26 protein-coding genes are annotated in these 22,558 nt (G+C 69.9%); 22 read left to right on the forward strand and 4 right to left on the reverse strand.

Going from position 1 to position 22,558, the window contains the following annotated elements; genetic code table 11:
- The first annotated feature begins 1 nt into the window (after position 1).
- The 13 genes from ABIE65_RS03500 to ABIE65_RS03560 all read left to right on the forward strand — a co-directional run bounded on the left by ABIE65_RS03500 (position 2) and on the right by ABIE65_RS03560 (position 11,836).
- Positions 2-553, forward strand: a complete 552-nt coding sequence (locus ABIE65_RS03500; protein ID WP_354075528.1) for a phage connector family protein — start codon at positions 2-4, stop codon at positions 551-553.
- Positions 550-2,460 (forward strand): phage tail protein, encoded by a 1,911-nt coding sequence (locus ABIE65_RS03505; RefSeq protein WP_354075529.1) that lies wholly within the window; start codon positions 550-552, stop codon positions 2,458-2,460. Before ABIE65_RS03500 ends, ABIE65_RS03505 begins: the two co-directional genes overlap by 4 nt.
- Entirely contained in the window at positions 2,460-2,870 is a 411-nt protein-coding gene (locus ABIE65_RS03510) for a hypothetical protein (RefSeq protein WP_354075530.1), read from the forward strand. The genes ABIE65_RS03505 and ABIE65_RS03510 overlap by 1 nt, the downstream gene beginning before the upstream one ends.
- A gap of 52 nt (positions 2,871-2,922) precedes the next feature.
- The gene (locus tag ABIE65_RS03515; protein WP_354075531.1) at positions 2,923-5,340 is read left to right on the forward strand and encodes an SGNH/GDSL hydrolase family protein; all 2,418 of its coding nucleotides are present in this window, start codon (positions 2,923-2,925) and stop codon (positions 5,338-5,340) included.
- 119 nt (positions 5,341-5,459) lie between these two features.
- Positions 5,460-5,735, forward strand: coding sequence for a hypothetical protein (locus tag ABIE65_RS03520; protein ID WP_354075532.1), 276 nt, complete (start codon positions 5,460-5,462; stop codon positions 5,733-5,735).
- Positions 5,732-6,016 carry a hypothetical protein gene (locus tag ABIE65_RS03525; RefSeq protein WP_354075533.1) on the forward strand — a complete coding sequence of 95 codons (285 nt, stop codon included), beginning with the start codon at positions 5,732-5,734 and terminating at the stop codon, positions 6,014-6,016. The genes ABIE65_RS03520 and ABIE65_RS03525 overlap by 4 nt, the downstream gene beginning before the upstream one ends.
- Complete coding sequence (gene terL / locus ABIE65_RS03530) at positions 6,009-7,499, forward strand: phage terminase large subunit (RefSeq protein ID WP_354075535.1); 1,491 nt, start codon at positions 6,009-6,011, stop codon at positions 7,497-7,499. Before ABIE65_RS03525 ends, terL begins: the two co-directional genes overlap by 8 nt.
- Positions 7,500-7,648: 149 nt before the next feature.
- Positions 7,649-8,083 carry a cell wall hydrolase gene (locus ABIE65_RS03535; protein WP_354075536.1) on the forward strand — a complete coding sequence of 145 codons (435 nt, stop codon included), beginning with the start codon at positions 7,649-7,651 and terminating at the stop codon, positions 8,081-8,083.
- Between the two features lie 72 nt (positions 8,084-8,155).
- A complete protein-coding gene (locus ABIE65_RS03540; RefSeq protein WP_354075537.1) occupies positions 8,156-9,622 on the forward strand; it encodes a peptidoglycan-binding domain-containing protein in 1,467 nt (488 codons plus the stop codon).
- A gap of 6 nt (positions 9,623-9,628) precedes the next feature.
- Positions 9,629-10,297, forward strand: a complete 669-nt coding sequence (locus ABIE65_RS03545; RefSeq protein WP_354075539.1) for a hypothetical protein — start codon at positions 9,629-9,631, stop codon at positions 10,295-10,297.
- A 192-nt stretch (positions 10,298-10,489) separates the two neighbouring features.
- Complete coding sequence (locus ABIE65_RS03550) at positions 10,490-10,753, forward strand: hypothetical protein (protein WP_354075540.1); 264 nt, start codon at positions 10,490-10,492, stop codon at positions 10,751-10,753.
- A 165-nt stretch (positions 10,754-10,918) separates the two neighbouring features.
- A complete protein-coding gene (locus ABIE65_RS03555) occupies positions 10,919-11,155 on the forward strand; it encodes a hypothetical protein (RefSeq protein WP_354075541.1) in 237 nt (78 codons plus the stop codon).
- A gap of 3 nt (positions 11,156-11,158) precedes the next feature.
- Positions 11,159-11,836, forward strand: a complete 678-nt coding sequence (locus ABIE65_RS03560; protein WP_354075542.1) for a DUF8467 domain-containing protein — start codon at positions 11,159-11,161, stop codon at positions 11,834-11,836.
- Between the two features lie 43 nt (positions 11,837-11,879).
- Here the strand turns inward: ABIE65_RS03560 and ABIE65_RS03565 are convergent, their stop codons facing one another.
- From ABIE65_RS03565 to ABIE65_RS03580, 4 genes are all read right to left on the reverse strand, one after another.
- On the reverse strand, positions 11,880-13,481 hold the full coding sequence (locus ABIE65_RS03565; RefSeq protein ID WP_354075543.1) for an ABC transporter substrate-binding protein: 1,602 nt from the start codon (positions 13,479-13,481) through the stop codon (positions 11,880-11,882).
- Between the two features lie 111 nt (positions 13,482-13,592).
- The gene (locus ABIE65_RS03570; RefSeq protein ID WP_354075545.1) at positions 13,593-13,949 is read right to left on the reverse strand and encodes a VOC family protein; all 357 of its coding nucleotides are present in this window, start codon (positions 13,947-13,949) and stop codon (positions 13,593-13,595) included.
- Between the two features lie 7 nt (positions 13,950-13,956).
- Positions 13,957-14,388, reverse strand: coding sequence for a GNAT family acetyltransferase (locus ABIE65_RS03575; protein ID WP_354075546.1), 432 nt, complete (start codon positions 14,386-14,388; stop codon positions 13,957-13,959).
- 7 nt (positions 14,389-14,395) lie between these two features.
- Positions 14,396-15,118 (reverse strand): haloacid dehalogenase type II, encoded by a 723-nt coding sequence (locus tag ABIE65_RS03580; protein WP_354075547.1) that lies wholly within the window; start codon positions 15,116-15,118, stop codon positions 14,396-14,398.
- 162 nt (positions 15,119-15,280) lie between these two features.
- Between ABIE65_RS03580 and pcaB the strand changes: the two genes are divergently transcribed.
- The 9 genes from pcaB to infA all read left to right on the forward strand — a co-directional run bounded on the left by pcaB (position 15,281) and on the right by infA (position 22,548).
- Positions 15,281-16,630 carry a 3-carboxy-cis,cis-muconate cycloisomerase gene (gene pcaB, locus ABIE65_RS03585; protein WP_354075548.1) on the forward strand — a complete coding sequence of 450 codons (1,350 nt, stop codon included), beginning with the start codon at positions 15,281-15,283 and terminating at the stop codon, positions 16,628-16,630.
- 265 nt (positions 16,631-16,895) lie between these two features.
- Complete coding sequence (dcd, locus tag ABIE65_RS03590) at positions 16,896-17,450, forward strand: dCTP deaminase (RefSeq protein WP_354075550.1); 555 nt, start codon at positions 16,896-16,898, stop codon at positions 17,448-17,450.
- An 8-nt stretch (positions 17,451-17,458) separates the two neighbouring features.
- On the forward strand, positions 17,459-18,745 hold the full coding sequence (murA, locus tag ABIE65_RS03595; protein ID WP_354075552.1) for a UDP-N-acetylglucosamine 1-carboxyvinyltransferase: 1,287 nt from the start codon (positions 17,459-17,461) through the stop codon (positions 18,743-18,745).
- The gene (locus ABIE65_RS03600; RefSeq protein WP_354075553.1) at positions 18,735-19,190 is read left to right on the forward strand and encodes a DUF2948 family protein; all 456 of its coding nucleotides are present in this window, start codon (positions 18,735-18,737) and stop codon (positions 19,188-19,190) included. Before murA ends, ABIE65_RS03600 begins: the two co-directional genes overlap by 11 nt.
- Before the next feature lie 96 nt (positions 19,191-19,286).
- The gene (hisG, locus tag ABIE65_RS03605) at positions 19,287-19,958 is read left to right on the forward strand and encodes an ATP phosphoribosyltransferase (protein ID WP_354075554.1); all 672 of its coding nucleotides are present in this window, start codon (positions 19,287-19,289) and stop codon (positions 19,956-19,958) included.
- Positions 19,942-21,252: a histidinol dehydrogenase gene (hisD, locus tag ABIE65_RS03610; RefSeq protein ID WP_354075555.1), complete on the forward strand. Its 1,311-nt coding sequence runs from the start codon at positions 19,942-19,944 to the stop codon at positions 21,250-21,252. Before hisG ends, hisD begins: the two co-directional genes overlap by 17 nt.
- Complete coding sequence (locus ABIE65_RS03615; RefSeq protein ID WP_354075556.1) at positions 21,249-21,755, forward strand: UPF0262 family protein; 507 nt, start codon at positions 21,249-21,251, stop codon at positions 21,753-21,755. The genes hisD and ABIE65_RS03615 overlap by 4 nt, the downstream gene beginning before the upstream one ends.
- On the forward strand, positions 21,752-22,213 hold the full coding sequence (locus ABIE65_RS03620) for an arsenate-mycothiol transferase ArsC (protein ID WP_354075557.1): 462 nt from the start codon (positions 21,752-21,754) through the stop codon (positions 22,211-22,213). Before ABIE65_RS03615 ends, ABIE65_RS03620 begins: the two co-directional genes overlap by 4 nt.
- Before the next feature lie 116 nt (positions 22,214-22,329).
- Complete coding sequence (infA, locus tag ABIE65_RS03625) at positions 22,330-22,548, forward strand: translation initiation factor IF-1 (RefSeq protein WP_354075558.1); 219 nt, start codon at positions 22,330-22,332, stop codon at positions 22,546-22,548.
- The last annotated feature ends 10 nt before the right edge of the window (positions 22,549-22,558 follow it).

Raw genomic sequence — 22,558 nt, forward strand, 5'->3', positions numbered from 1 at the left:
GATGGCCCTGACCGCGCTCGCACTCTGCTCGTGCGCACTGCTGAAGCTCGGCGCGGCGCCGATCGCCTCCTTCGAGGAGGGGACCGCCGAGGCCGAGGTGGCGGCGAACCTGTATCCGTCGACGCGCGACGCGCTGCTGTCCGTCCACCCGTGGGGCTTCGCCACGGGACAGCTGCGGCTGCCGCGCCTCGCCGCGTCGCCGGTCGCCGACTACGACCACGCCTTTCAGCTGCCGGCCGACTTCCTGCGCGGGATTTCGACCGGCGGCGTGCCCTACCGCATCGCCGAACGGCGCCTGCACGCCTCGACCGACGAGATCGTGCTGACCTACATCTTCCGCCCGGCCGAGGCCGACTTCCCGCCCTTCTTCGACCAGGCGCTGATCGCGCGGCTGGCGGCGGAGTTCTGCACGCCGATCACCGAGAGCACGGCCCGCGCGCAGCTGCTCTTCAAGCTCGCCGACGACGAGATGCGGCGCGCCCGCCTGATCGACGCGCAGCAGGAGACCGCCCAGGCGCTCGACCGCTTCCCGCTGGTGGAGGCGCGCGGATGAGCCGGCTCGACCATCTGAAGACCAGCTTCACCGCGGGCGAACTGTCGCCCGACCTGCTCGGCCGCGGCGAACTCTCGGCCTACACTAATGGCGCGGCGCGGCTGCGCAACGTCTTCATCCGGCCGACGGGCGGCGTGGCGCGACGGGCCGGCACACGCTTCGTCGCGACGGCGCGCGGCCCCGGCCGCCTCGCCGCCTTCGAGTTCAACACCGAGCAGACCTACCTGCTGGTGCTGACCGACGGCTGGATCGACGTCCTGCGCGAGGGCGAGCCGGTCGCCGCCGTGGCGTCGCCCTGGACGGCGGCACACCTGCCGCAGTTGGTCTGGACCCAGTCCGCCGACACGCTTCTGGTGGTGCATCCGGATCTGCCGCCCCGCCGCGTCAGCCGCACGTCGGAAAGCGTGTGGACGATCGCCCCGTGGGCGTTCGTCGAGGAGGACGGGCTGCTGCGCGTGCCGTTCCAGCGCTTCGCCGCCGACGCGGTGACCCTGACGCCCGGCGGCACGACCGGCACCGTCACCCTGACCGCCTCGGCCGATCACTTCGTCGCCGACCATGTCGGCCTCCGCTTCCGGCTGAAGCGCAGGCAGGTCGAGATCGCCACGGTCGTCTCGCCCACCCAGGCGACGGCGACGGTGAAGGAGGACCTGGAAGACACCGCCGCCACCACGGACTGGGACGAGGCCGCCTTCTCCGCCGTCCGCGGCTGGCCGGCTTCGGTGTGCTTCCACCAGGACCGGCTCGTCCTCGGCGGCAGCCGCGACCAGCCGAACCGGCTGTGGCTGTCGAAATCGGGCGAGTTCTTCAACTTCGACCTGGGCACCGGGCTGGACGACGAGGCGATCGAGTTCCCGATCCTGTCGGACCAGGTGAACGCCATCCGCGCCGTCTTCTCCGGCCGCCACCTGCAGGTCTTCACCTCGGGCGCCGAGTGGATGGTCACCGGCGAACCGCTGACCCCGGCGGCACTGCAGGTCCGCCGGCAGACGCGCGTCGGTTCGGTTGTCGCCCGACAGGTGCCGCCGCGCGACGTCGACGGTGCCACCCTGTTCGCGGCGCGCAGCGGGCGCGAGCTGCGCGAGTTCCTGTTCGCCGACATCGAGCAGGCCTATCAGGCGACCGACCTGGCGCTGCTCGCCCGGCACGCCTTCCGCGATCCCGTGGACCAGGACTACGACCCCGGCCAGCGCCTCTTCCATGTCGTGCTGGGCGACGGCAGCCTCGCGACGCTCACCGTCTACCGCGCCGAGCAGGTGACGGCCTGGACCTTCCAGTCGACGGCCGGCGCCATCCGCGCCGCGGCCTGCACCGGCGGCGACGTGTGGCTGCTGGTCGAGCGCGACGGCGCCTTCCTGATCGAGACGTTCGACGACGGGCTGCTGACCGACAGCGCGCTGACCGGCGAGTCCGAAGATCCCACCGACACCTGGAGCGGTCTCGACCATCTGGAGGGCCGCACGGTGCGGATCGTCGCCGACGGCACCCTGCGGCCCGACGCGCTGGTGACCGACGGGACCATCCATCTCGACGCACCGGCGCGCAGCGTCGCCGCCGGGCTCGCCTATACCCACGAGATCGAACCGCTGCCGCCGGCCTTCGGCGAAAGCTCGGTGCAGGGCCGGACCTGGCGGCCGGTGGAGATCACCTTCCGCCTGCTGGAGACCGGGGCGCTGCGGCTCGACATCGGCCGCGGCTTCGCCGACCTCGCCTTCCGGCGCATCGGCCCGGCTGGGGTCCTCGACGGGCCGGCCCCGCGCTTCACCGGTGACCGGCGCGTGCGCGCCATCGGCTGGCGGCGCGGCGACCTCGGCCCGGCAGCCGCACCGGTCTGGCGCGTGGCGCAGGACGCGCCGCTGCCCTGCACGATCCTTTCCGTCAACACGCGACTACAGGTGAACGACTGATGGGCTCTTCGATTCCCGTGGCCGCACTCGCGCTGAGCGGGCTCGGCACCATGGACCTGCTGATGCGCAGTCAGCAGCTGTCCCTTGCCAACCAACAGCGCAAGGCCGAGGCCAAGGCGCAGATCGCCCAGATCGAGGCAGACCGCGAGACCGAGGAGCGCCGCCGCGCCCGGGCCCTCGCCGCCGCCAGCGCCACCGCCCGCGCCCGGCTGGGCGCCGGTGCCGGCGGAACGAACGGCGGCTCCGGCGAGGCGCTGCTCGCCGGCCTTATCGACGAGAGCGAAACCGAGACGCTGGACGCCTTCGCCCGGCGCCAGCGCCAGATCGACGCGATCCGCACGGGCATCGCTTTCGACAAGCGCCGCAACCTGCTCGACCAGGCACAGCTGGTGAGCAGCTACATCCGCTGACACGGCCTTGCGGCGGGCTCGCCCGCGGACCATCCACCCGAAAGGCACCGATATGACCACCGATCACATCCGGATCGGCGACGTCTCGCCGCGCGTGCAGTATGCCGCGGACGGCGTCCAGACCGGCTTCGTCTATCCCTTCCCGATCTTCGCCGCCGACGACCTCGGCGTCTGGCTCGACGACGAGCGGCAGGTCGCGGGCTTCACGGTCGCCGGCGCCGGCGACGATGCCGGCGGCACGGTCACCTTCGACACGGCCCCGCAGGCCGGCGTCCGGGTGACCCTGCTGCGCGACCTCGTCATCGCCCGCACCACAGATTTCCAGGAGGGCGGCGCCTTCCGCGCCCGCACCCTCAACGACGAACTCGACTACCAGACGGCGGCCCTGCAGCAGCTGGACGTCGACCGCGCCCGCACCCTGCGCCTCGCCCCGGCGGACGAGGACATCGACGCCACCCTGCCGCCGCGCGCCCAGCGGGCCGGCCGGCTGCTCGGCTTCGACGGCTTCGGCGCACCCACCGCCGTCGACCTTGCCGCGGCACCGGCAGACGCCGCCGGCAGCATCGTCGTCGCGACCGGGTCCGCGGCACCGCGCACCCTGGCCGTACGCTTCGCCGACCGCGCCAACATCCTGGACTTCGGCGCGAAGCGCGACGGCACGACGAACGACCTGCCGGCTTTCCAGGCCGCCCGCGCCGCAGCCGGAGCGCAGGGCGCGGTGTGGCTGCCCGGGCCCGGCACCTACCGCTTCGCCGGCAGCCGGCCCGACCTGTCGGGCTGCGTCGTCGAGGCGGATCCGGGCGTCGTGGTGACGGTCGACGAGAACCCGAACACGCGCGACATGGCGCTCGCCACGCCGCTGACGGTGCAGAACCCGGTGCACCAGACGCAGCACCTGAAGCCGGCCAACCACGCCGTCCCGCTCGCCCTGCACGGCATCGGCACGGCGGCGGCCGCGGCGCTCGCCTGCGACCAGAGGATCGAGGCGCTGAACTTCGACGACGGCTGGACGCCCGCATCGATCAGCGGGACGGCGACCAAAGGCGCCTTCACCGGCACGCTCGCCGCCGACAGCGTGTCCTGGGAGGAGGCCTTCGCCAGCGGCCAGGAGGGCGTGTTCCTGAACCGCCCGCCGGTCGTCGGCGAGCAGTACGAGGTCACCTTCCGCGACACGGGTGCGGCGGCTGTCGCCGGCGGCTTCGTCACCGCCGTGCTGATCACCGACCTGAAGCGCTACGACTTTGCCCTGTTCTCCGGCCTGCCGCAGATGCAGGTGATCGAGACGCCGGGCGGCGTCGTGAAGGTGCTGGTCACGCCGAACGGCGGCGCCTATGCGCTGGCGCCCGCCGGCGCCTCGGTGACGCTCGGCCTGCGGCTGGTCGATGCGGGCACGGTGGAGGTCTACGTCAACGACTGGCTGATCCACCGGCACCCGATCGCCAACTTCATTGCCGATATCGGCTTCACCGCGAGCTGGCACGTCTCCGGCACGGTGACACTGCTCGATCCGGTGCGGACCACGCGGCATCTGCCGCAGAGCCCGCGCCCGCTCTCCATCGCCGTCATCGGCGACAGCATCAGCTACGGCGCCTGGGCCTCGCTGCCCTGGCCGGCGCTGCTGCAGGCCGCCGCGGTGAACCTGCCCGGGATTGGCCCGCTGAACGTCGCCTACCACGCTGTCAGCTCGACCGACAGCGCCTACTGGGCGGCGGCGGTCGACGACCTCGACCTCTCCGGCCACAGCCACGTCCTGGTCATGGTCGGCACCAACGACGTCCAGGCGCAGACGCCGCTCGCGACCTTCCGGGCGAACCTCGCCACCATCGCCGACGGGATCGTCGCGGCGGGCGCGGTGCCGATCTTCGGCGTCTTCCCGGTGTTCACCCGCAACGACATCTCCGGCGTCGTCGGCGTCGGTGCCGCCCATTACGAGAAGGGCGGCGCCTACCGCGCGGCGGTGAAGCGCTTCTGCGCGCAGAACGGCCACGGGATGGCAAACGTCGCCGACGCCTTCGGCACCTGCCTCGGCTGGTACAACGACAATATCCATCCCACCGTCGAGGGGCAGGTCGCCGTCGCCAAGGCGTTCGCCGCAGCACTCTGCCGCGCCGTCCGGCCACGTCCCGTAGCCGGCAACGGCAACTGGATCCGGCCGACGCTGCTGAACGGCTGGACCGGCTTCAGCCCGACGCACCAGGAGCCGCAGTTCCGCCGCCGCCCCGACGGCATGGTCGAACTGCGCGGCAGCGTGAAGGGCGGCACCGTCGCCACCACCGCGCCGATCTTCGAGCTGCCGCCGGGCTTCCGGCCGAACGTGATCCGACCCTTCGGCGTCACCACCGGCGACCCGACCGCCAGTGCCGGCGAGCTCTTCGTCTTCCCCGCCGGCTCGAACGGCGGCGTAGCGCTCGGCAAGGGCAGCAACACGAAGCTCAACCTGAACGGCATCGTCTTCGAAGCCGAGGCCTGACCGGCCCCTACACCCCACAGGAGCACCCGCATGACCACCAACCGCGGCCCGGGAGGGCACGATGGATGAGCCCGCGCGCCCGGAGGACGACTCTTCCGCCGGACCTGGAAGCCCATTCGATGGAAACCCGTGCGATCGAGATCGCGACGGCGACGGAACGGGCGCTGCGTGCGCACGAGGCGACCTGCCGCGAGCGCGAGGAGCGGCGGCACGACCGCGCGGCGGAGTTCCGCGACGAGATCCGCCAGGCGCTGGCCGAACTGCGGACCGGCCTGCGCGAGGTCGGCCTGACGATCGAGCGCCTGCAGTGGCGGATCATGACGACCCTGCTGTCCGCCGTGGTCAGCCTGCTCGGCCTGAGCGGCTGGCTGGCGACGAAGCTGCTGGGCTGGTGACGGCGGGAGCGCTCGCCGAGCAGGCGGCGAAGATCGAGGCGGCCTTGCCCGGCCTGGTCCGGACCGTCTTCGACCAGTACCGCGCCGCGGCCGACACCGATCCGGCGGCGGCACGCGGCGCCCTCGCCCACCTGCAGGGCCTGCTGCGCCTCGGCCGACTCGCCCGCGCCGCGGCGGCGGAAGCCGCGGCGACGGAAGCAGGGGGGCCGGATCCGATGGTCGACCTCGTGGCGCTGCTGCGCGACATGCCGCCCGAACTGGAGGTGCAACCGGATGACTGAGCCCGCGCCGACCGGCTTGCGCTTCCCGCAATTCGTGTGGCTGTGGAATCGGAACCAGGGCCGGGACACGCCGGCACTGCACGGGCGCATCGCGCGCTGGCTCGACGCGCGCTGGAGCCGGGGCGACCGCCGCCTGCTGCTGCTCGCCTTCCGCAACAGCGGCAAGTCCACCCTGCTCGGCCTGTTCGCGATCTGGCTGCTGCATCGCGAGCCGATGCTGCGGGTGCTGGTGCTGTCGGCCGACGCGCCGCTGGCGGCGAAGCTGGTGCGCGTCGCCCGGCGCACCGTCGAGCTGCATCCGGCGACGCGCGGCCTGCTGCCGGCGCGCCGGACCGAGTGGGCCGCCGACCGCTTCACCGTGGCGCGGCCGCACGCGGCGCGCGATCCGTCGCTGCTGGCGCGCGGCCTGTCCGGCAACATCACCGGCAGCCATGCCGACGTCGTGGTCTGCGACGATGTCGAGGTGCCGCGCACCTCCGACACGGCGGGCAAGCGCGCCACGCTGCGCGAGCGCCTGGGCGAGATCGACTACGTGCTCGAGCCGGGCGGCCTGCTGCTCTACGCCGGCACGCCGCACAGCTTCTACTCGATCTACGCCGCCGAGCCGCGGCGCGACGCCGGCGAGGAGCGCGCCTTCCTCGACGGCTTCGTCCGCCTGGAGGTGCCGCTGGTCGGGCCGGACGGCGTCAGCCCCTGGCCGGAACGCTTCCCGCCCGAGGCGGTGGAGCGCATCCGCGCCAGCACCGGCCCGGCACGCTTCGCCAGCCAGATGCTGCTCCAGCCGATGAGCGCCGAGGACGGACGGCTCGACCCCGACCGCATCACCCTCTACCGCGAGGAACTGGAATACCGCGAGGTCCAGGGCCGCGCCGAGCTGCGGCTCGACGGGCGCCGCATGGTCGCCGCCGGCTGCTGGTGGGATCCGGCCTACGGCGCGCCGGAGCGCGGCGACGGCAGCGTCGTCGCCGCCGTCTTCGTCGACGAAAACGACCGGCGCTACCTGCACCGCATCGCCTGGCTGACCCACGACCCGGCCTCGCCGGAGCCGGAGGCCGACCAGCTCTGCCGCCAGGTGGCGGACTTCGCCGCGGACCTGCACCTGCCGCGCGTCGTGGTCGAGCAGAACGGCCTCGGCCGCTTCCTGCCCGGCATGCTGCGCAAGGCGATGGGCGCCCGGAAGGTCGGCTGCACCGTCGTCGAGGTGGCCAGCCACCGCGCCAAGGACCGGCGCATCCTGGACGCGCTCGACCCGCTGCTGGCCGCGAACCGGCTCTGGGCGCACGAGAGCGTCTGGGACACACCGTTCCCGTCGGAGATGCGCGAATGGCGGCCCGGCCGCCGCGGCCGCGACGACGGCCTGGACGCGGTCGCCGGCGCCGTCCTCGCCGAACCGGTGCGCATCGGCCCCGTGCCCGTCCTGCCTCGCCGCGACTGGCGCCCCGGCGGCCCGGAGTGGCACGCGGACACCCGGTTCGCCGTATAGCCACCTCCCCGGCCGCAGGGGCGCAGCCCCGAAGAGCCGGGGCCCAGGGGGAGACGCGCCGGCTCCTGGGCCCCGGCTCTCCGCTTCGCTCCGGCCGGGGAGGCCGGAAATCTGTCGAACAGCACTGACGCTACAGAAGGAGATACTCAATGCGTCCACGCCTCATCCCCATCAGGGAACAAAACACGAACGATCCCGTCGACCTGCTCGCCCGCACGATCTGGGGCGAGGCGCGGGGCGAGCCGGTGCGCGGCATGGAGGCGGTGGCCGCCGTCGTCATGAACCGCGTCGCCCGCCCCGGCTGGTGGGGCCGCACCGTCGCCTCGGTCTGCACCAAGGCCTACCAGTTCTCCTGCTGGAACGAGGACGACCCGAACCGCGCGAAGCTACTCGCCGTCACCGACGCCGACCCGATCTTCGCCATCGCCAGACGCATCGCCCGCCGCGCCGTCGCCGGCACCCTCGACGACCCGACGGGCGGCGCCACGCACTATCACAGCGTCGACGTCCACCCCCGCTGGGCCACGGGCAAGACCCCCCACGCCCGCATCGGCCGGCACCTCTTCTACGCCGACATCGACTGAAGCGAGGACTGCCCCCGGGAGCGCGGCCGCCCCGGCCGCCCTTCCGCTCCGCCCATTCTCCGGGAGACGAACATGCTCCGCCTGCCCCTGCGCGGCGAGGTCGGCCGCGACCGCGACAACGACACTGCCGATGTCCTCGCCGCCAAGCACGCCCTGGCGCGCCTCGGCTACTACAGTGCGCCCGACTACGGCTTCGACGGCTACTCCGACAGGCCGTTCGAGGACGGCCTGCGCGCCTATCAGGCCGAACGCGGCCTGCGCCAGGACGGCTGGGCCGCCCCCGGCGGCGAGACCCACCGCAACATCGAACTCGACCTCTCGGGCGAGAAGCGCCCCTTCGGCCACGACCTGCCCCGCGACGCCCGCTTCACCGGCAGCGTCGGCGTGAACGGCGACAACGAACGCCCCGACGTCCAGCTCGCCCAGCGCCTCCTCGGCGCCCTCGGCCTCTACCGCTACGACCGCACCGCCGAACCGCACGGCTTCATGGACGACGCCGTCGAGGAGGCGATCTTCCGGGTACAGCGTCAGCAGGGAATGCCGGAGACGGGGCGGCTCGAACCGGAGGACGGTCACCGCATCCTGCTGCTCAGCGACCCGCCCAAGGTGGCGCGGATCGGCCCCGACGGCCGCTACATCATAGAGGGTGTGATCGACCACAGGCCGCTGCTGAGCGACACAGTCGGCCGCCGGTCGCTGCTCATCCCAACCGCGCACGCCGCGACCGTCGGAAGTTTCGCTGCGGATCGCCCGGAGCCAGAAGGCGCCAACCCCGGTCCCGGTGTCCTGCCAGCGCCAACACAGCCGATGCCCCGGACGACCGTGCGGGTGCCTTTGTCCGTGATCTTAGGGGGCGCGTTTCCGTTTCTGCAAAGGCAACTGCTCGGTGTGGACGATGCTCCCCCGCCTGGCGAGGGATGGACTCCTCCCGAGCAGCATCAGCTGCCCGGTGGCCGACAAGGTCCGATCGGCAACCCGGTCATCGTCGATCCCAAGCCGGAAATGCTGCGTCCAGCCCCAGGGGAAGCCGAGGTTCCCGATCGCAGACAACTGCCAGGCCCGGTAGCGGATATCCGCGACCAGCTTGCAGATCTCTTCCTGGAAAGCCGCCGTGGCGGTACCATAAACCGCGATCAAACGGACCTCCTGATAGAGGCTGCTCTTGAGGTCGCCGCCGAGGAGGGAATGGAAGGGCGCTTGAAGCATACCCATGGCGGCCGCAACGAGTCGGGCGTGGGGATGCCTGAATACCACGTACATAACCGCGACACGGGCGGCCTCAAGGGTGGATCGTTCGCCGACACCACCTTTGGGGATACGGCTGGTCCAAATAGATTCCATGGCGACATAGCGAGCACTAAAAAAGATGGTTCTTTAACGAAAGCCGAACAGAGACGTGACGAACGATTTCGCTACAATATGAACCAGTCCGACCATGTCGCAACGATTGCAAAATCCACCAAAGACAAGATCTACACTAAAGAAGAAATCAAAGAGGCGATCAGACCCGCTATCAGGAAATTTTTTGGCATCGAGTGAGATCGGATGAATTACTACACGAGAAGCCGTCATGTGCTTGCATTTTCAGCAGATGAAAGCGCCATTTCACTGGAAATCAGGAAGAACTTTGCCCAATCCCTTTTTGTAAGGGACGAAGACTCAGCCGAGTTACCACTCCAGACGCAAGGAAGCTTGGCCGACAGCGATGACTTGATAACGCACATCTGGCTGCCTTCCCATGATTGGCAACCAAAGTTGGGGGGCACCTCCGCGAAGCCCTTCATCCTGCCGCCTCCCATTCAGGCGTATTATGTGCGGGGCCGATGGCATCATTCTGCCGACCCAGCGGAGGCGCACTACGAACTTCCTTATCCGGAGGCGGGATCGTTCAACGCGTCGTACACCCAGGACCAACCCGAACAGCGCCGCTTCATCGGCCAACTCTGGCGCCTAATCGCCCGGTGCACCAGCAACCGCATGTACACGGTTGATCCACTCACCCTTCAGCCGACGGGCTACAGGCCCAATCTGGTTTGGGTCGGTCACCACGCGATCCGGTGGTGCATGGAGAACGATCGCAGGGTTCTCGGCCGCATTCTGCGCCCCTTGCCCGAGGCCGTCGCGCGCGCCGAGGCGGCCCTGGCCGGCCGCCCCGAGCCGGAAACGCCCGACAACGGTACCGCCTACCCGCGCCCACAAGGCCCGCTGCGGTGATTACTATGCCGGAGTAGGGTGCCAGCGGCCGGCTGTTGCGCTGCGAAAGAAAGCCGGGCGCGGGACCTCCGCCTACAGTGCCCGGTCCATCTCGCACGACGGCAGATCTGCGCCGGATCTGGACTTCGTCTCGAATGTTATTATAATTGCACTACAGTGATTCGAATAAAACTATTGACTGCGGGGCCCGCGATGCCCTACGAACGGAACAAGACCCGTTACGTCGTCCTCTTCCCGGAGGACGAAGCGGAGATCTCCCAGGCGATCAAGGCCGACTTTCCGGGCGCACTGTTCGTGCAATGGGATGATCGGGAAATGATCCCGGTCCAGAGCCGCAACGGCCTGTCGGACTGCCCCGATACCAACGTCAACATCTGGGTGCCGCCGACGGGCTGGGAGCCTCGCCTCAGTCCGAAGTCCGGCTTGATCTTGCGGCCTCCGCTCGAAGTCCTCTAACAGCGCGGCAGCTGGATCCGCAGACCGGATCCTCCCGGTTCCACCTACGACCTCCCGACGCCGGACGAGGGCCGCTTCACGGCGGCCTTCGATCCGGACGACGCCGAGCAGCGCCGCTTTCTCCGGCGCATCTGGAAGATCCTGGAGGCGCACACCACCAACAAGATGGACAGCTACGACGCGACGACCCTCCAACCGATCGGCTTCAGTCCAAACGCGATCTGGGTCGGCTTCCACGCCATCCGCTGGTGCGTGGCCCGGCCGAAGCGGATGCTGTGCCGTATCGTCCGGCCGAAACCGGAGGCGGTAGCGCGCGCCGAGGCGGCCCTCGCCGGCCGCCCCGTACCGGAGACGCCCGACAACGGCAGCGCCTATCCACGCCCGCACGATGCGCCACGGTAGGTCATGCTCTGGCGGAAGGTGACGGTCTTCACGGATCTCGACGATGCGATGCTGTCGCTCGCCCTGCGCGACGCCTGGCCGGGCGTGCGCTTCGTCGACGACACCGCCGGGAGCAGCGATGGTATGCTCGCTTTCAGACCTTCGATCGCCGCCTGCCGGCGCAGCCTCGTCAGCATCCGATTCGCCGAGGAAGGCTGGAGGCCGGTCTTCGGCACCGTCCGGCACGGAGCAGGTCGAAGGCTGCTCAACCCGCCGCGCCATACCCTCTTCTACCAGCGCTCCGCATGGTTCCACGGGCAGCCCGGCGGAAGGCAGGCCTGGGCGTTCGATCTGCCGTCACTGTCGGAAGGGTCGATGTCGATCCATATCGACGGCGAGAGCGACGAGGACCGCGCGTTCATCCGGTCCGTCTGGCGGATCGTCCGCGGCCTCTCGACCGACCGCCTGAAATCCGCCTACGACAGGGATGTCACGGTGAACCGGCGGGATGTCCGGCCGCTGCGGCTGCGCGCCGGCTTCGCCGCCCTGGAATGGTGCCGGGCGGGGCCGCGGCGGGCGATCGCCGGGGGCAGCCTGCCCTGCGACGACTGGCAGCCACCCCGCACGCCCGCCTACGCCGACCTGCGCCGCCGCGCCCTAGATCTGCTCGGCGGCAAGGCCGCGACGGGAACCGAGGGGTGAGGCCGACGCGGCCCCACCGCCCCCTCTACCGTTCCCGGCCCGACTACCGGTCCAGCCAGAGGTCCTCGAACCGCCAACCGTTGTAGATGCTGTTGGTCTGGATCGTGTAGTTCTTCACCTGCGGATGCCAGCAGCCGGCCGCCACGTTGTGGAAGAAGACGGGCCGCGCGACCTCCTCCTGCAGGGTGCGGTCGATCTGCCAGACGATCTCCTTGCGCTTCTGCGCGTCGGGCTCCAGCGACTGCTTCTCGAACAGCTTTTCCAGGTCGCGGTTACAGTAGTTGGTGTAGTTGCGGACCGAATCGCAGGCATAGTTCTCGAACAGATGCGTGTCCGGGTCGTCCACCGGCGTGCCCGTCTGGTTCAGGCCGACGGCGAATTTCTTCTGGGTTAGCGTGTTGTACCAGACGCCGGTCTCGATGATCTTCAGCTCGCCGTCCATGTAGATGTGGCTGATCTGATCGAGGAAGAGGACGGCCGAATCGCGATAGGTCTGGGCGTTGCGCGTGATGACCTGGACCTTCAGGCGGTTGTCCGGCCCGTAGCCCAGCTTCTCCATGATGGCGCGGGCCTCCTCGCGGTTCTTCTCGATGTCCTTGCCGAAGCCGGGCAGCCCCTCCTGCTGCTCGGGCGGCAGGCCCCACTGGCCATCGGGCGGCGGCAGCAGGGCGCCGCCGATGCCGCCCTTGCCCTCGTTGATGATCTCGTTGACGGCGTTGCGGTCGAGCGTCAGCGCCATGGCGCGGCGCAGCTCCGGATTGTCGAACGGCGGCGCGTCGCGATTGACCAGCAGGTTGTTGCTGACGTTCAGCCGCCGCACCGTGCACTGCGCGTTCGGCGCCTGGGTCCGGATGTCCTTCAGCAGCGGCATCGACACGTCGGTCGGGAAGGTCATGTCGTCCTCCCCGGCGATGAAAGAGAGCTGCCGCGTCGCGGTGCTGGAGATGATCCGGTAGGTGATGCCGTCGAGGTACGGCCGGTCCTTCTTCCAGTAGTTCTCGTTCTTCTTCAGGTAGATGCCTTCGTTCTGCCGGTAGTCGGCGAACGTGAAGGGGCCGGTGCCGACCGGCTTGGTGCGCATCTGCGCCGGGTCGACATGGCACGGATAGACCGGCGAGACGCCGGCCGCCAGCATCGCCAGGAAGGCCGGCTGCGGCCGCGACAGCCTGAAGGTCACCTCATGGTCGCCGTTGACGGTGACCTCCTCCAGGTTGCGGTACCAGATCTGACGGGGATTGCGCCGCAGCTTCGTGTCGGACTTGCCGGACAGCATGTCCCAGGTGCACTTGACGTCGGCCGCGGTGAACGGCTTGCCGTCGTGCCACTTGACGCCCTCGTGCAGCTTGAAGGTCAGCTGCGTCCGGTCGTCGCTCCAGCGCCATTCGGTGGCAAGTTCCGGGCGGATCGACTCCAGGCTGGTCGTCGGCACGTGCTGGTCGTAGATCACCAGGTTGTTGAACACCGGCATCATCGGCACGACCGTCCCGACCGTCGCCTCCTCGTGGATCGAGAGCGACGGCGGATTGCCGTAGTTCTGGGTCTTCAGGGTGCCGCCGAACTTCTGCGCCTGCGCCGCCCCCGGCATCGCCACCGCCAGCAGGGCACCGGCCCCGAGGCAGAGTCCGAGCCCGCGAATTCTGGGCATTCCATCCTCCAAGGTTTCTTGTCTGATTATGGAGGTGTCATCGTATGGACCGCGGCAGACGGTCGCAACGGGGCCACGGCGCACCTGTCCGGACAGATGCCCGGCCTGTGCCTAACGTCCCAGCGGTCGCGCGAAGCTCAGTTCGTGGCCGTCGGGGTCGGTGATGTGGAAATAGCGCTCGCCCCAGCTGGCGTCGCGCGGCTGGGTCGAGGCCTCGTAGCCGGCGTCGAGGGCGCGGCGGTGGGTGGCGTCGACGTCGTCGACGTGGAAGATGGCGCGACCCCACCAGACCCACCGCTTCTCCGCCGGCTGGGCGGTGATGTTGAGGAAGCTCGCCCCGGCGAAGAAGCTGGTGAAGGCGGCATCCTCGCCGCCGTATTTCAGTTCGAACCCCAGTGCGCGGTAGAAGCGCACCGAGGCCGCCATGTCGTGGGTGGCGAGGGTGATGGCGCTGACGGCTTCGATCATCGCTGCCTCATCCGTCCTGCGGGCGATTGACCCACTTGGTCAGCAGGACCCGCGGCTCCTGCACATAGCCCAGGCCCTCGTAGAAACCGACGACCCGGGTGTTCGTCTCGCGCACCAGCAGCATCACCTTGGGCACGCCGCGTGCCGCGTGCCACGCCTCGGCCGCAGCCATCATCGCCGCCCCCAGGCCGTGGCCCTGGCGCTCCGGGTCGACGGCGACGTAGTAGACCCAGCCGCGGTGGCCCTCGTCGCCGACCATGGCCGTGGCCACCACCGCGCCGTCAACCTCGCCGACCAGAATGTCGCTCGCCGGGCCGCCCGCGGCGCGGGCGATGTCGGCGTCCGGGTCGTTCCACGGCATGACGAGGCCGCAGGCCGTCCAGAGGGTCACGACGGCGTCGCGATCCTCCGGCCGGTAGCTGCGGGTGGCGAGCGCCACGGCGGCGTCAGAGCCGGCAGCCGAGCTGCTCGGCGAGGTCGATGAAGCTTTCGGCGACATAGTCGAAATCGTGTTCCGCCTTCTGGTCGCGCGTCTCGTTCAGCCCGTATTCGGTGGCGCGCCGGACGAAGGCGGTGCGCATGCCGGTCTTCTTCGCCGCGACCAGGTCGCCATTGTGCGCGGCGACCAGCATGACCTGCGCCGGCTTCAGGCCGAGCGCCTCGCAGGTGCGCTGATAGGCCTCCGGCTGCGGCTTGTAGGCGCGCGCCACCTCGGCACCCAGGATCGTGTCCCACGGCAGCTTCGAATGCTTCGCCATGTTCACCATCAGGGCGATGTTGCCGTTCGACAGCGTCGCCAGGATGTATTTCCGCTTCAGCCGCGCGAGGCCGCCCACGGTGTCGGGCCAGGGCTCCAACCGGTGCCAGGCCCGGTTCAGATTGTCCTTCTCGGCATCCGACAGGTTGGTGATGCCGAATTCGGTCAGCACCTCCTCCAGGTTCTCGCGGTGCAGGTCGTCGAGCTTGATCCACGGCCGCTCGCCGCTGCGCACCTTCTCCATCGCCGGCTGGTACTTCGACCGCCAGCTGAGCGCGAACGCGTTCCAGTCGTGGTCGCCGCCCTTGGCCCCGAGCAGCGCCTTGGCCTCGGCGGCGATGCTCTCGCGCCAGTTCACCACCGTGCCGAACACGTCGAAGGTCAGCGCCTTCACCTCGTCCGCGACCGCCATGCGATCCTCCCTTTCCAGTTGGCGGCAACCATACGCGGCGAACGCGCCGCGGTCACCGGGGCGGCGTTCGAAACCACCGTCTGGCGACGAGAAGAGCCGTGGCTGGCGAAAGCCGCCGCCTGCCTCTACGATCCGCCGCCCGGCCAAGAAGCGAGACCGTCCATGCCCTCCACCGTCATCGATTCCGCCCTCTTCCGCGACATGTTCGGCACCGCCGCGATGCGCGACGTGTTCGCCGACGAGGCGCTGGTGCAGCGCTATCTCGACGTCGAGGCGGCGCTGGCGCGGGTGCAGGCGCGGCTCGGGATCATCCCGCAGGCGGCCGCCGACGCGATCACCGCCAAGGCCGACGTCGCGACCATCGACATGGCGCAGATGCAGCGCGAGACGGAGATCGTGGGCTACCCGATCCTTCCCCTCGTCCACCAGATCGCCCACACCGTCGAGGGCGGTGCCGGCCAGTACGCCCACTGGGGCGCCACCACCCAGGACATCATGGACAGCGCCACGGCGCTGCAGATCCGCGCCGCCCTCGATCTCGTCGGCGCCGACCTCGACGCGGTGGCCGGTATCCTGGCCGACCTGGCGGCGAAGCACCGCGACGACGCCATGCCGGGCCGCACCCACCTGCAGCACGCCCTGCCGGTGACCTTCGGCTACAAGTGCGCCGTCTGGCTGTCCTCGATCGAGCGCCACCGCGAGCGCCTCGCCGAGTTGCGGCCGCGCGTCCTGGTCGGCAGCTTCGCCGGTGCGGCGGGCACACTCGCCTCGCTCGGCGACCAGGGCCTCGCCGTGTCCGACGCGCTCGCCGCGGAACTGGGCCTGGGCCGCGCCTCGATGCCCTGGCATGTGGCGCGCGACGGCATCGCCGAGGCGATCTGCTTCCTCGGCCTCGTCACCGGCACGCTCGGCAAGATCGCCACCGACGTCATGCTGATGATGGCGACCGAGACGCAGGAGGCGTACGAGCCCTTCGTGAAGGGCCGCGGCGGCAGCAGCACCATGCCGCAGAAGCGCAACCCGATCTCCTGCGAACTGATGCTGGCCGCCGCCAAGGTCGTGCGCCAGCACGCCGCCCTGGGCCTGGACGCGATGGTCACCGACTTCGAGCGCGCCACCGGCCCGTGGCACGTCGAGTGGCTGGTGGTGCCGGAGGCCTTCATCCTGACCGCCGGCGCCCTCAACCAGGCGCGCTTCATGCTGGCGGGGCTGGAGGTGAACACGGCGCGCATGCGCCAGAACCTCGACATGACCTCCGGCCTTATCGTCTCGGAGGCGGTGATGATGGGCCTCGCCCCGGCCCTCGGCCGCCAGAACGCCCACGACGTGGTCTATGACGCCTGCCGCATCGCGGCGAAGGACGGGCGCCCCCTCTACGACGTGCTGCGCGAAACGCCGGATCTCCAGGGCAAGCTCACCGACGAAGACCTGCGCCGCCTGACCGACCCCGCCAACTATCTCGGCGAGGCGCCGCGCATGATCGACCGCTTCCTGGCGTCGCGGCGGGGGTGAGCGCCTCTTCGCGATCGCCCAACGGCCACCTCCGGCGGCCGACCTCCACGAATTGTCATTGCCGGAGCGAGCGCTCGGGATGCGGCCCTGGGTGCCCGGATCAAGTCCGGGCATGACAGCGAAGAGAGACGGGAATGCTCCAGGACGCTGTCGTGGAAACCCGGCGGAGTGGAAGAGCCCCGGCGATCACTCCTATTGAGCCGCGCCCCCGCGTCCTCTAAGAAGCCGCGAACGCGTCCCAATTCCGTCACCGAACAGGGCTCCCATGTCGATCATGCCCGACCGATGGATCCGCGAGATGGCGGTCAACCACCAGATGATCGACCCGTTCGAGGACCGTCAGCGCCGTGAGGGGATGATCTCCTACGGCGTGTCGTCCTATGGCTACGACGCCCGCGTCTCGCGCGAGTTCAGGATCTTCACCAACATCGACACGGCGATCGTCGATCCGAAGAATTTCTCGGACAAGAGCTTCGTCGAGCGCGACACCGACGTCTGCATCATCCCGCCGAACAGCTTCGCGCTGGCCAGCACGGTGGAGTATTTCCGCATCCCGCGCGACGTGATGGTCATCTGCCTCGGCAAGTCGACCTATGCGCGCTGCGGCATCATCGTGAACGTGACCCCGTTGGAACCCGAGTGGGAGGGGCACGTTACCCTGGAATTCTCGAACACCACGCCGCTGCCGGCGAAGATCTATGCGAACGAGGGCGCGTGCCAGTTCCTGTTCCTGAAGGCGGACGAGCCCTGCGAGGTGTCGTATGCCGACCGCGCCGGCAAATATATGGGTCAGCGCGGCGTGACCCTGCCCCGACTCTGAGGACCTGAATGGACCGGATGCGCATCGTCGGCGGCACGCCCCTCCGCGGCCGGATCGCGATCGGCGGCGCCAAGAACGCCGCCCTGCCGCTGATGGCGGCCTGCCTGCTGAGCGAGGAGACGCTCGTCCTCGAGAACGTGCCGCGGCTGGCCGACATCTCGACGATGAAGCGGCTGCTGGCGCAGCACGGCGTCGAGGTCGACGCCCGGGACGAACAGGGCGCGAGCGGCGAGCAGACGCTGCACCTGAACGCCGCGAAGATCGGCAGCACCACCGCACCCTACGACCTGGTGCGCAAGATGCGCGCCTCCGTGCTGGTGCTCGGCCCACTCGTCGCGCGCTTCGGCGAGGCGCGCGTGTCCCTGCCCGGCGGCTGCGCCATCGGCGACCGTCCGGTCGACCTGCATCTCGCCGGCCTCGCCGCCCTGGGTGCCGAGATCGAGCTGACCGAGGGCTATATCGGCGCCAGGGCACCGAACGGCCTGAAGGGCGCACGCTTCGTCTTCCCCAAGGTGTCCGTCGGCGCCACCGAGAACCTGCTGATGGCGGCGGCGCTGGCCGAGGGCGAGACGGTCCTGGTCAACGTGGCGCGCGAGCCGGAGATCGGCGACCTCGCCCGCTGCCTGATCGCCATGGGCGCTGAGATCGAGGGCATCGGCACCGAGCGGCTCGTGATCCGGGGCAAGCCGGCGCTGCACGGCGGCCGCCACCGGGTCCTGCCCGACCGGATCGAGATGGGCACCTATGCCATGGCCGCGGCGATCACCGGCGGCGACGTCGAACTGGTGGGCGGCGACATCGACCTGCTGCCGGCCGTCTTCCCGGTCCTGGCCGAGGCGGGAATCGCCGCGGAGAATACGGCCGGCGGGGTGCGCGTATACCGGCCGAATGGGCACATCACCGGCGTCGACGTGATGACCGAGCCCTTCCCGGGCTTCCCGACCGACCTTCAGGCGCAGATGATGGTGCTGATGTCGGTCGCCGAGGGTGCCGCGATGATCACCGAGACGATCTTCGAAAACCGCTTCATGCACGTGCCGGAGCTGCGCCGCATGGGCGCCAACATCAACGTGCACGGCGCCTCGGCGATGGTGCGCGGCGTGCGCGCGCTGAAGGGTGCGCCCGTCATGGCGACCGACCTGCGCGCGTCGGTCTCCCTGGTGCTGGCCGGCCTCGCCGCCCAGGGCGAGACGATCGTCAACCGCATCTATCATCTCGACCGGGGCTACGAGCGACTGGAGGAGAAGCTTTCCGCCTGCGGTGCCGTCATCGAGCGGATGCCCGATGCCGCCTGATGCGGAGGACGGAACGCCCGGCCTGAAGCTGCGGGCGCGCGACGAGCAGGACCTCCAGGTCCTCGCCGCCTGCCTGCAGGACGCGCTCGTGCCGCTCGCCGACATGCTGTACGAGCCGTCGCTCGGCCGCTTCGCGATGGTGGTCAACCGCTTCATGTGGGAAGCGCCGCCTCGGCCCGGCGAGCGGGGAGCCCCCGTCCACGCCCGCGTGCACGGCGTCCTGGCGATCCACGAGGTGACCGGCGTCCAGGTCCGCGACATCGACCGGACGAACCCGGACGTGCCCCTGTCGCTGCTGACGCTGCGGCTGGAGGATGGCGGCCTGTACCTGGAATTCGCCGGGGGCGGCACGATCCGTATCGCCATCGCCGACATCCATCTCTATCTGGAGGATGTCGGCGAGCCGTGGCCGACGGCCTGGCGGCCCGAGCATCCCGCCGACTGATTTCCCTCCCTCGGACACGGTCCGCGGTCGCCGCCGAGCGCATATCGGCGTAGCGGCGGCTGGCAACGGGCACCGGTTCGGTATAGATAGCGCGCCATGTCGAAGCTGAACGAACCGCTGGTCATCGCCCTGCCGAAGGGCCGCATCCTGGACGAGGCGATGCCGCTGGTCCGGCGCACGGGCATCGAGCCGGAAGCCGCCTTCGACGACCCCAGTTCGCGCCAGCTGAAGTTCGCGACGCACGACCCGAACATCTTCATCGTGCGCGTGCGCAGCTTCGACGTCGCGACCTTCGTCGCCTTCGGCGGCGCCCATATCGGCATCGCCGGCTACGACGTGCTGATGGAGTTCGACTTCCAGGAGGTCTACGCGCCGCTCGACCTCGGCATCGGCAAGTGCCGCCTGTCGGTCGCCGAGCCGGCCGAACTGGTCGCGCGCGACGATCCCCGCCACTGGAGCCACATCCGCGTGGCCACGAAGTACCCGCACGTCACCCGCAACCACTTCGCGGCGCGCGGCGTGCAGGCGGAGTGCATCAAGCTGAACGGCGCCATGGAGCTGGCGCCCAGCCTGGGCCTGTGCCGGCGGATCGTCGACCTCGTCTCCACCGGATCGACCCTGCGCGCCAACGGCCTGGTGGAGATCGAGCACATCGCCCACATTACCTCGCGGCTGATCGTGAACCGTACCGCACTGAAGACGCGCCCCGCCGAGATCGGCGGCTGGATCGAACGCTTCCGGGGAGCGACCCTTGCCGCGGCGGCTTGACGCCCGCGAGGCCGGCTTCGACGCGGCGTTCGCGGCCTTCCTCGAGGAGAAGCGCGGCGCCGAGGACGCGGCCGACGTCGAGGCTGTCGCGGCCCGGATCCTGGCCGACGTGCGCCGGCGCGGCGACGCGGCCGTGATCGAGCACACCGCCCGCTTCGACCGGCTGGAACTCTCGCCGGAAACGCTGCGCATTCCGGCCGAGGAACTGGCCGCGGCCGAGGCGGCCTGCGATCCGAGCGCGCTGGAAGCGCTGCGGCTGGCGGCGCATCGCATCGCGGCCTTCCACGAACAGCAGGTGCCGCAGGACTTCGAGTATGTCGACGAGCTGGGCATCCGGCTCGGCCTGCGCTGGACGCCGATCGAGGCGGCCGGCCTCTACGTCCCGGGCGGCCTCGCCTCCTACCCCAGTTCCGTCCTGATGAACGCCGTCCCGGCCAAGGTCGCCGGCGTCGAGCGGCTAGTCATGGTGGTGCCGACGCCGGACGGACAGATCAACCCGCTGGTCCTCGCCGCGGCGCGCATGGCCGGCGTCGACGAGGTCTTCCGGATCGGCGGCGCCCAGGCGATCGGCGCCCTGGCCTACGGCACCGAGACCATCCGCCCGGTCGACAAGATCGTCGGCCCCGGCAACGCCTGGGTCACTGCCGCGAAGCGGCAGGTCTTCGGCATCGTCGGCATCGACCTGATCGCCGGCCCGTCGGAGATCCTGGTGGTCGCCGACGGCGGCAACGACCCGGCCTGGGTCGCCGCCGACCTGCTGTCGCAGGCGGAGCATTCGCCGGACGCGCAGTCGATCCTGATCACCGACGACCAGCACTTCGCCGACGCGGTGGATCGCGCCGTCGAAGGCTTCCTGCGCACCCTGCCGCGCGAGGCGGTGGCGCGCGAGAGCTGGGAGCGGTTCGGCGCGATCATCCTGATCCCGCACATCGACGACGCGCCGACCTATGTCGACCGCATCGCCCCCGAACATCTGGAACTGGCCGTGCCGGACCCGGACCGGCTGGCGCGCTTCATCCGCCATGCCGGCGCCATCTTCCTCGGCCGACACACGCCCGAGGCGATCGGCGACTATGTCGGCGGTCCGAACCACGTCCTGCCGACCTCGCGCAGCGCCCGCTTCTCGTCGGGGCTGGGCGTGCTCGACTTCATGAAGCGCACGACCCTGCTCGGCTGCGACGCCGACGGCCTGCGCGCCCTGGGTCCGGCGGCGGTCAGGCTCGCGCGCGCCGAAGGACTGGACGCGCACGCCCTGTCGGTGTCGGTCCGCCTGAACCTGCCCCCGGAGACATGACGGACCGGCCCGAACGCAGCGCCACCGACCGCATTGCCACCGACCGCATCGCGAAGGTGACGCTGGACGAACGGCTGGTCGTCCGCCGCAGTCCGGAGATCGAGCACGAGCGGGCCGTGGCGATCTACGACCTGGTCGAGGAGAACCGCTTCGCCCTCGCCGACGGTACCCCCGGGCCCTACCATCTGCTGCTCGCGATCGAGGACAACCGGCTGGTGTTCGACGTGCGCGACACCGAGGAACGTCCGCTCCATCGGATCGGGCTGGCGATGAAGCCGTTCAGCCGGGTCATCAAGGACTATTTCACGATCTGCGAGAGCTATTACGACGCGATCAAGACGGCCAGCCCGTCGCGCATAGAGGCGATCGACATGGGCCGCCGCGGCCTGCACAACGAGGGTTCGGACCTGCTGCGCCGCCGGCTCGAGGGCAAGATCGAGATCGACAACGATACGGCGCGCCGGCTCTTCACCCTGCTCTGCGTTCTGCACATACGGGGATGACCGGCGCCGCCTCCCACCGCCGGGCGCCGTCGAGCGTGCTCTTCGCCTGCACGACCAACACCGTGCGTTCGCCGATGGCGGCGGCGATCCTGCGGCACCTGCACGGCCAGCGCATCTACGTCGAGTCGGTCGGCGTGCGCGCCGGCGAATCGGACGCCTTCGCCCAGGCGATCATGGACGAGGTCGGCCTCGACATCTCGCGCCACCGGCCGCGCAGCTTCGACGACCTGGAGGACACCTCGTTCGACCTCGTCGTCTCGCTCTCGCCGGAGGCGCAGCACCGCGCCGTCGAGTTGACGCGCACCATGGCGATCGACATCGAATACTGGCACACCTTCGATCCCACCGCCATCTGGGGCAGCCGGGAGCAGATGATCGCCGCCTATCGGGAGACCCGCGACGGGCTGATGCGGCGGATCAAGGAGCGGTTCCCCCCCGCCGGCAGCCCCGGCAGTTGAGCCGGATGCGGGTGAAATACGGGGCGCCGATCCCCACATGACTTGACGGTGCCAAGCTTTGGCCGCATTCCGGCCTCTGCACACAATGATTTCACAGACGATGCCACGGAGAGCCGATGTCGAAGGAAGAAGCGCTGGAGTTCCAGGGAACGGTTACGGAGCTGCTGCCGAATGCGATGTTCCGGGTCCGCCTGGAGAACGAGCATGAGATCCTCGCCCACACGTCGGGCAAGATGCGCAAGAATCGCATCCGCGTTCTCGCGGGCGACCGCGTCAGCGTCGAGATGACGCCGTACGACCTGACGAAGGGCCGCATCACCTTCCGGTTCAAGTAGCAGCCGCGTC

The sequence above is a fragment of the Constrictibacter sp. MBR-5 genome, assembly GCF_040549485.1.
Classification (GTDB): Bacteria; Pseudomonadota; Alphaproteobacteria; order JAJUGE01; family JAJUGE01; genus Constrictibacter.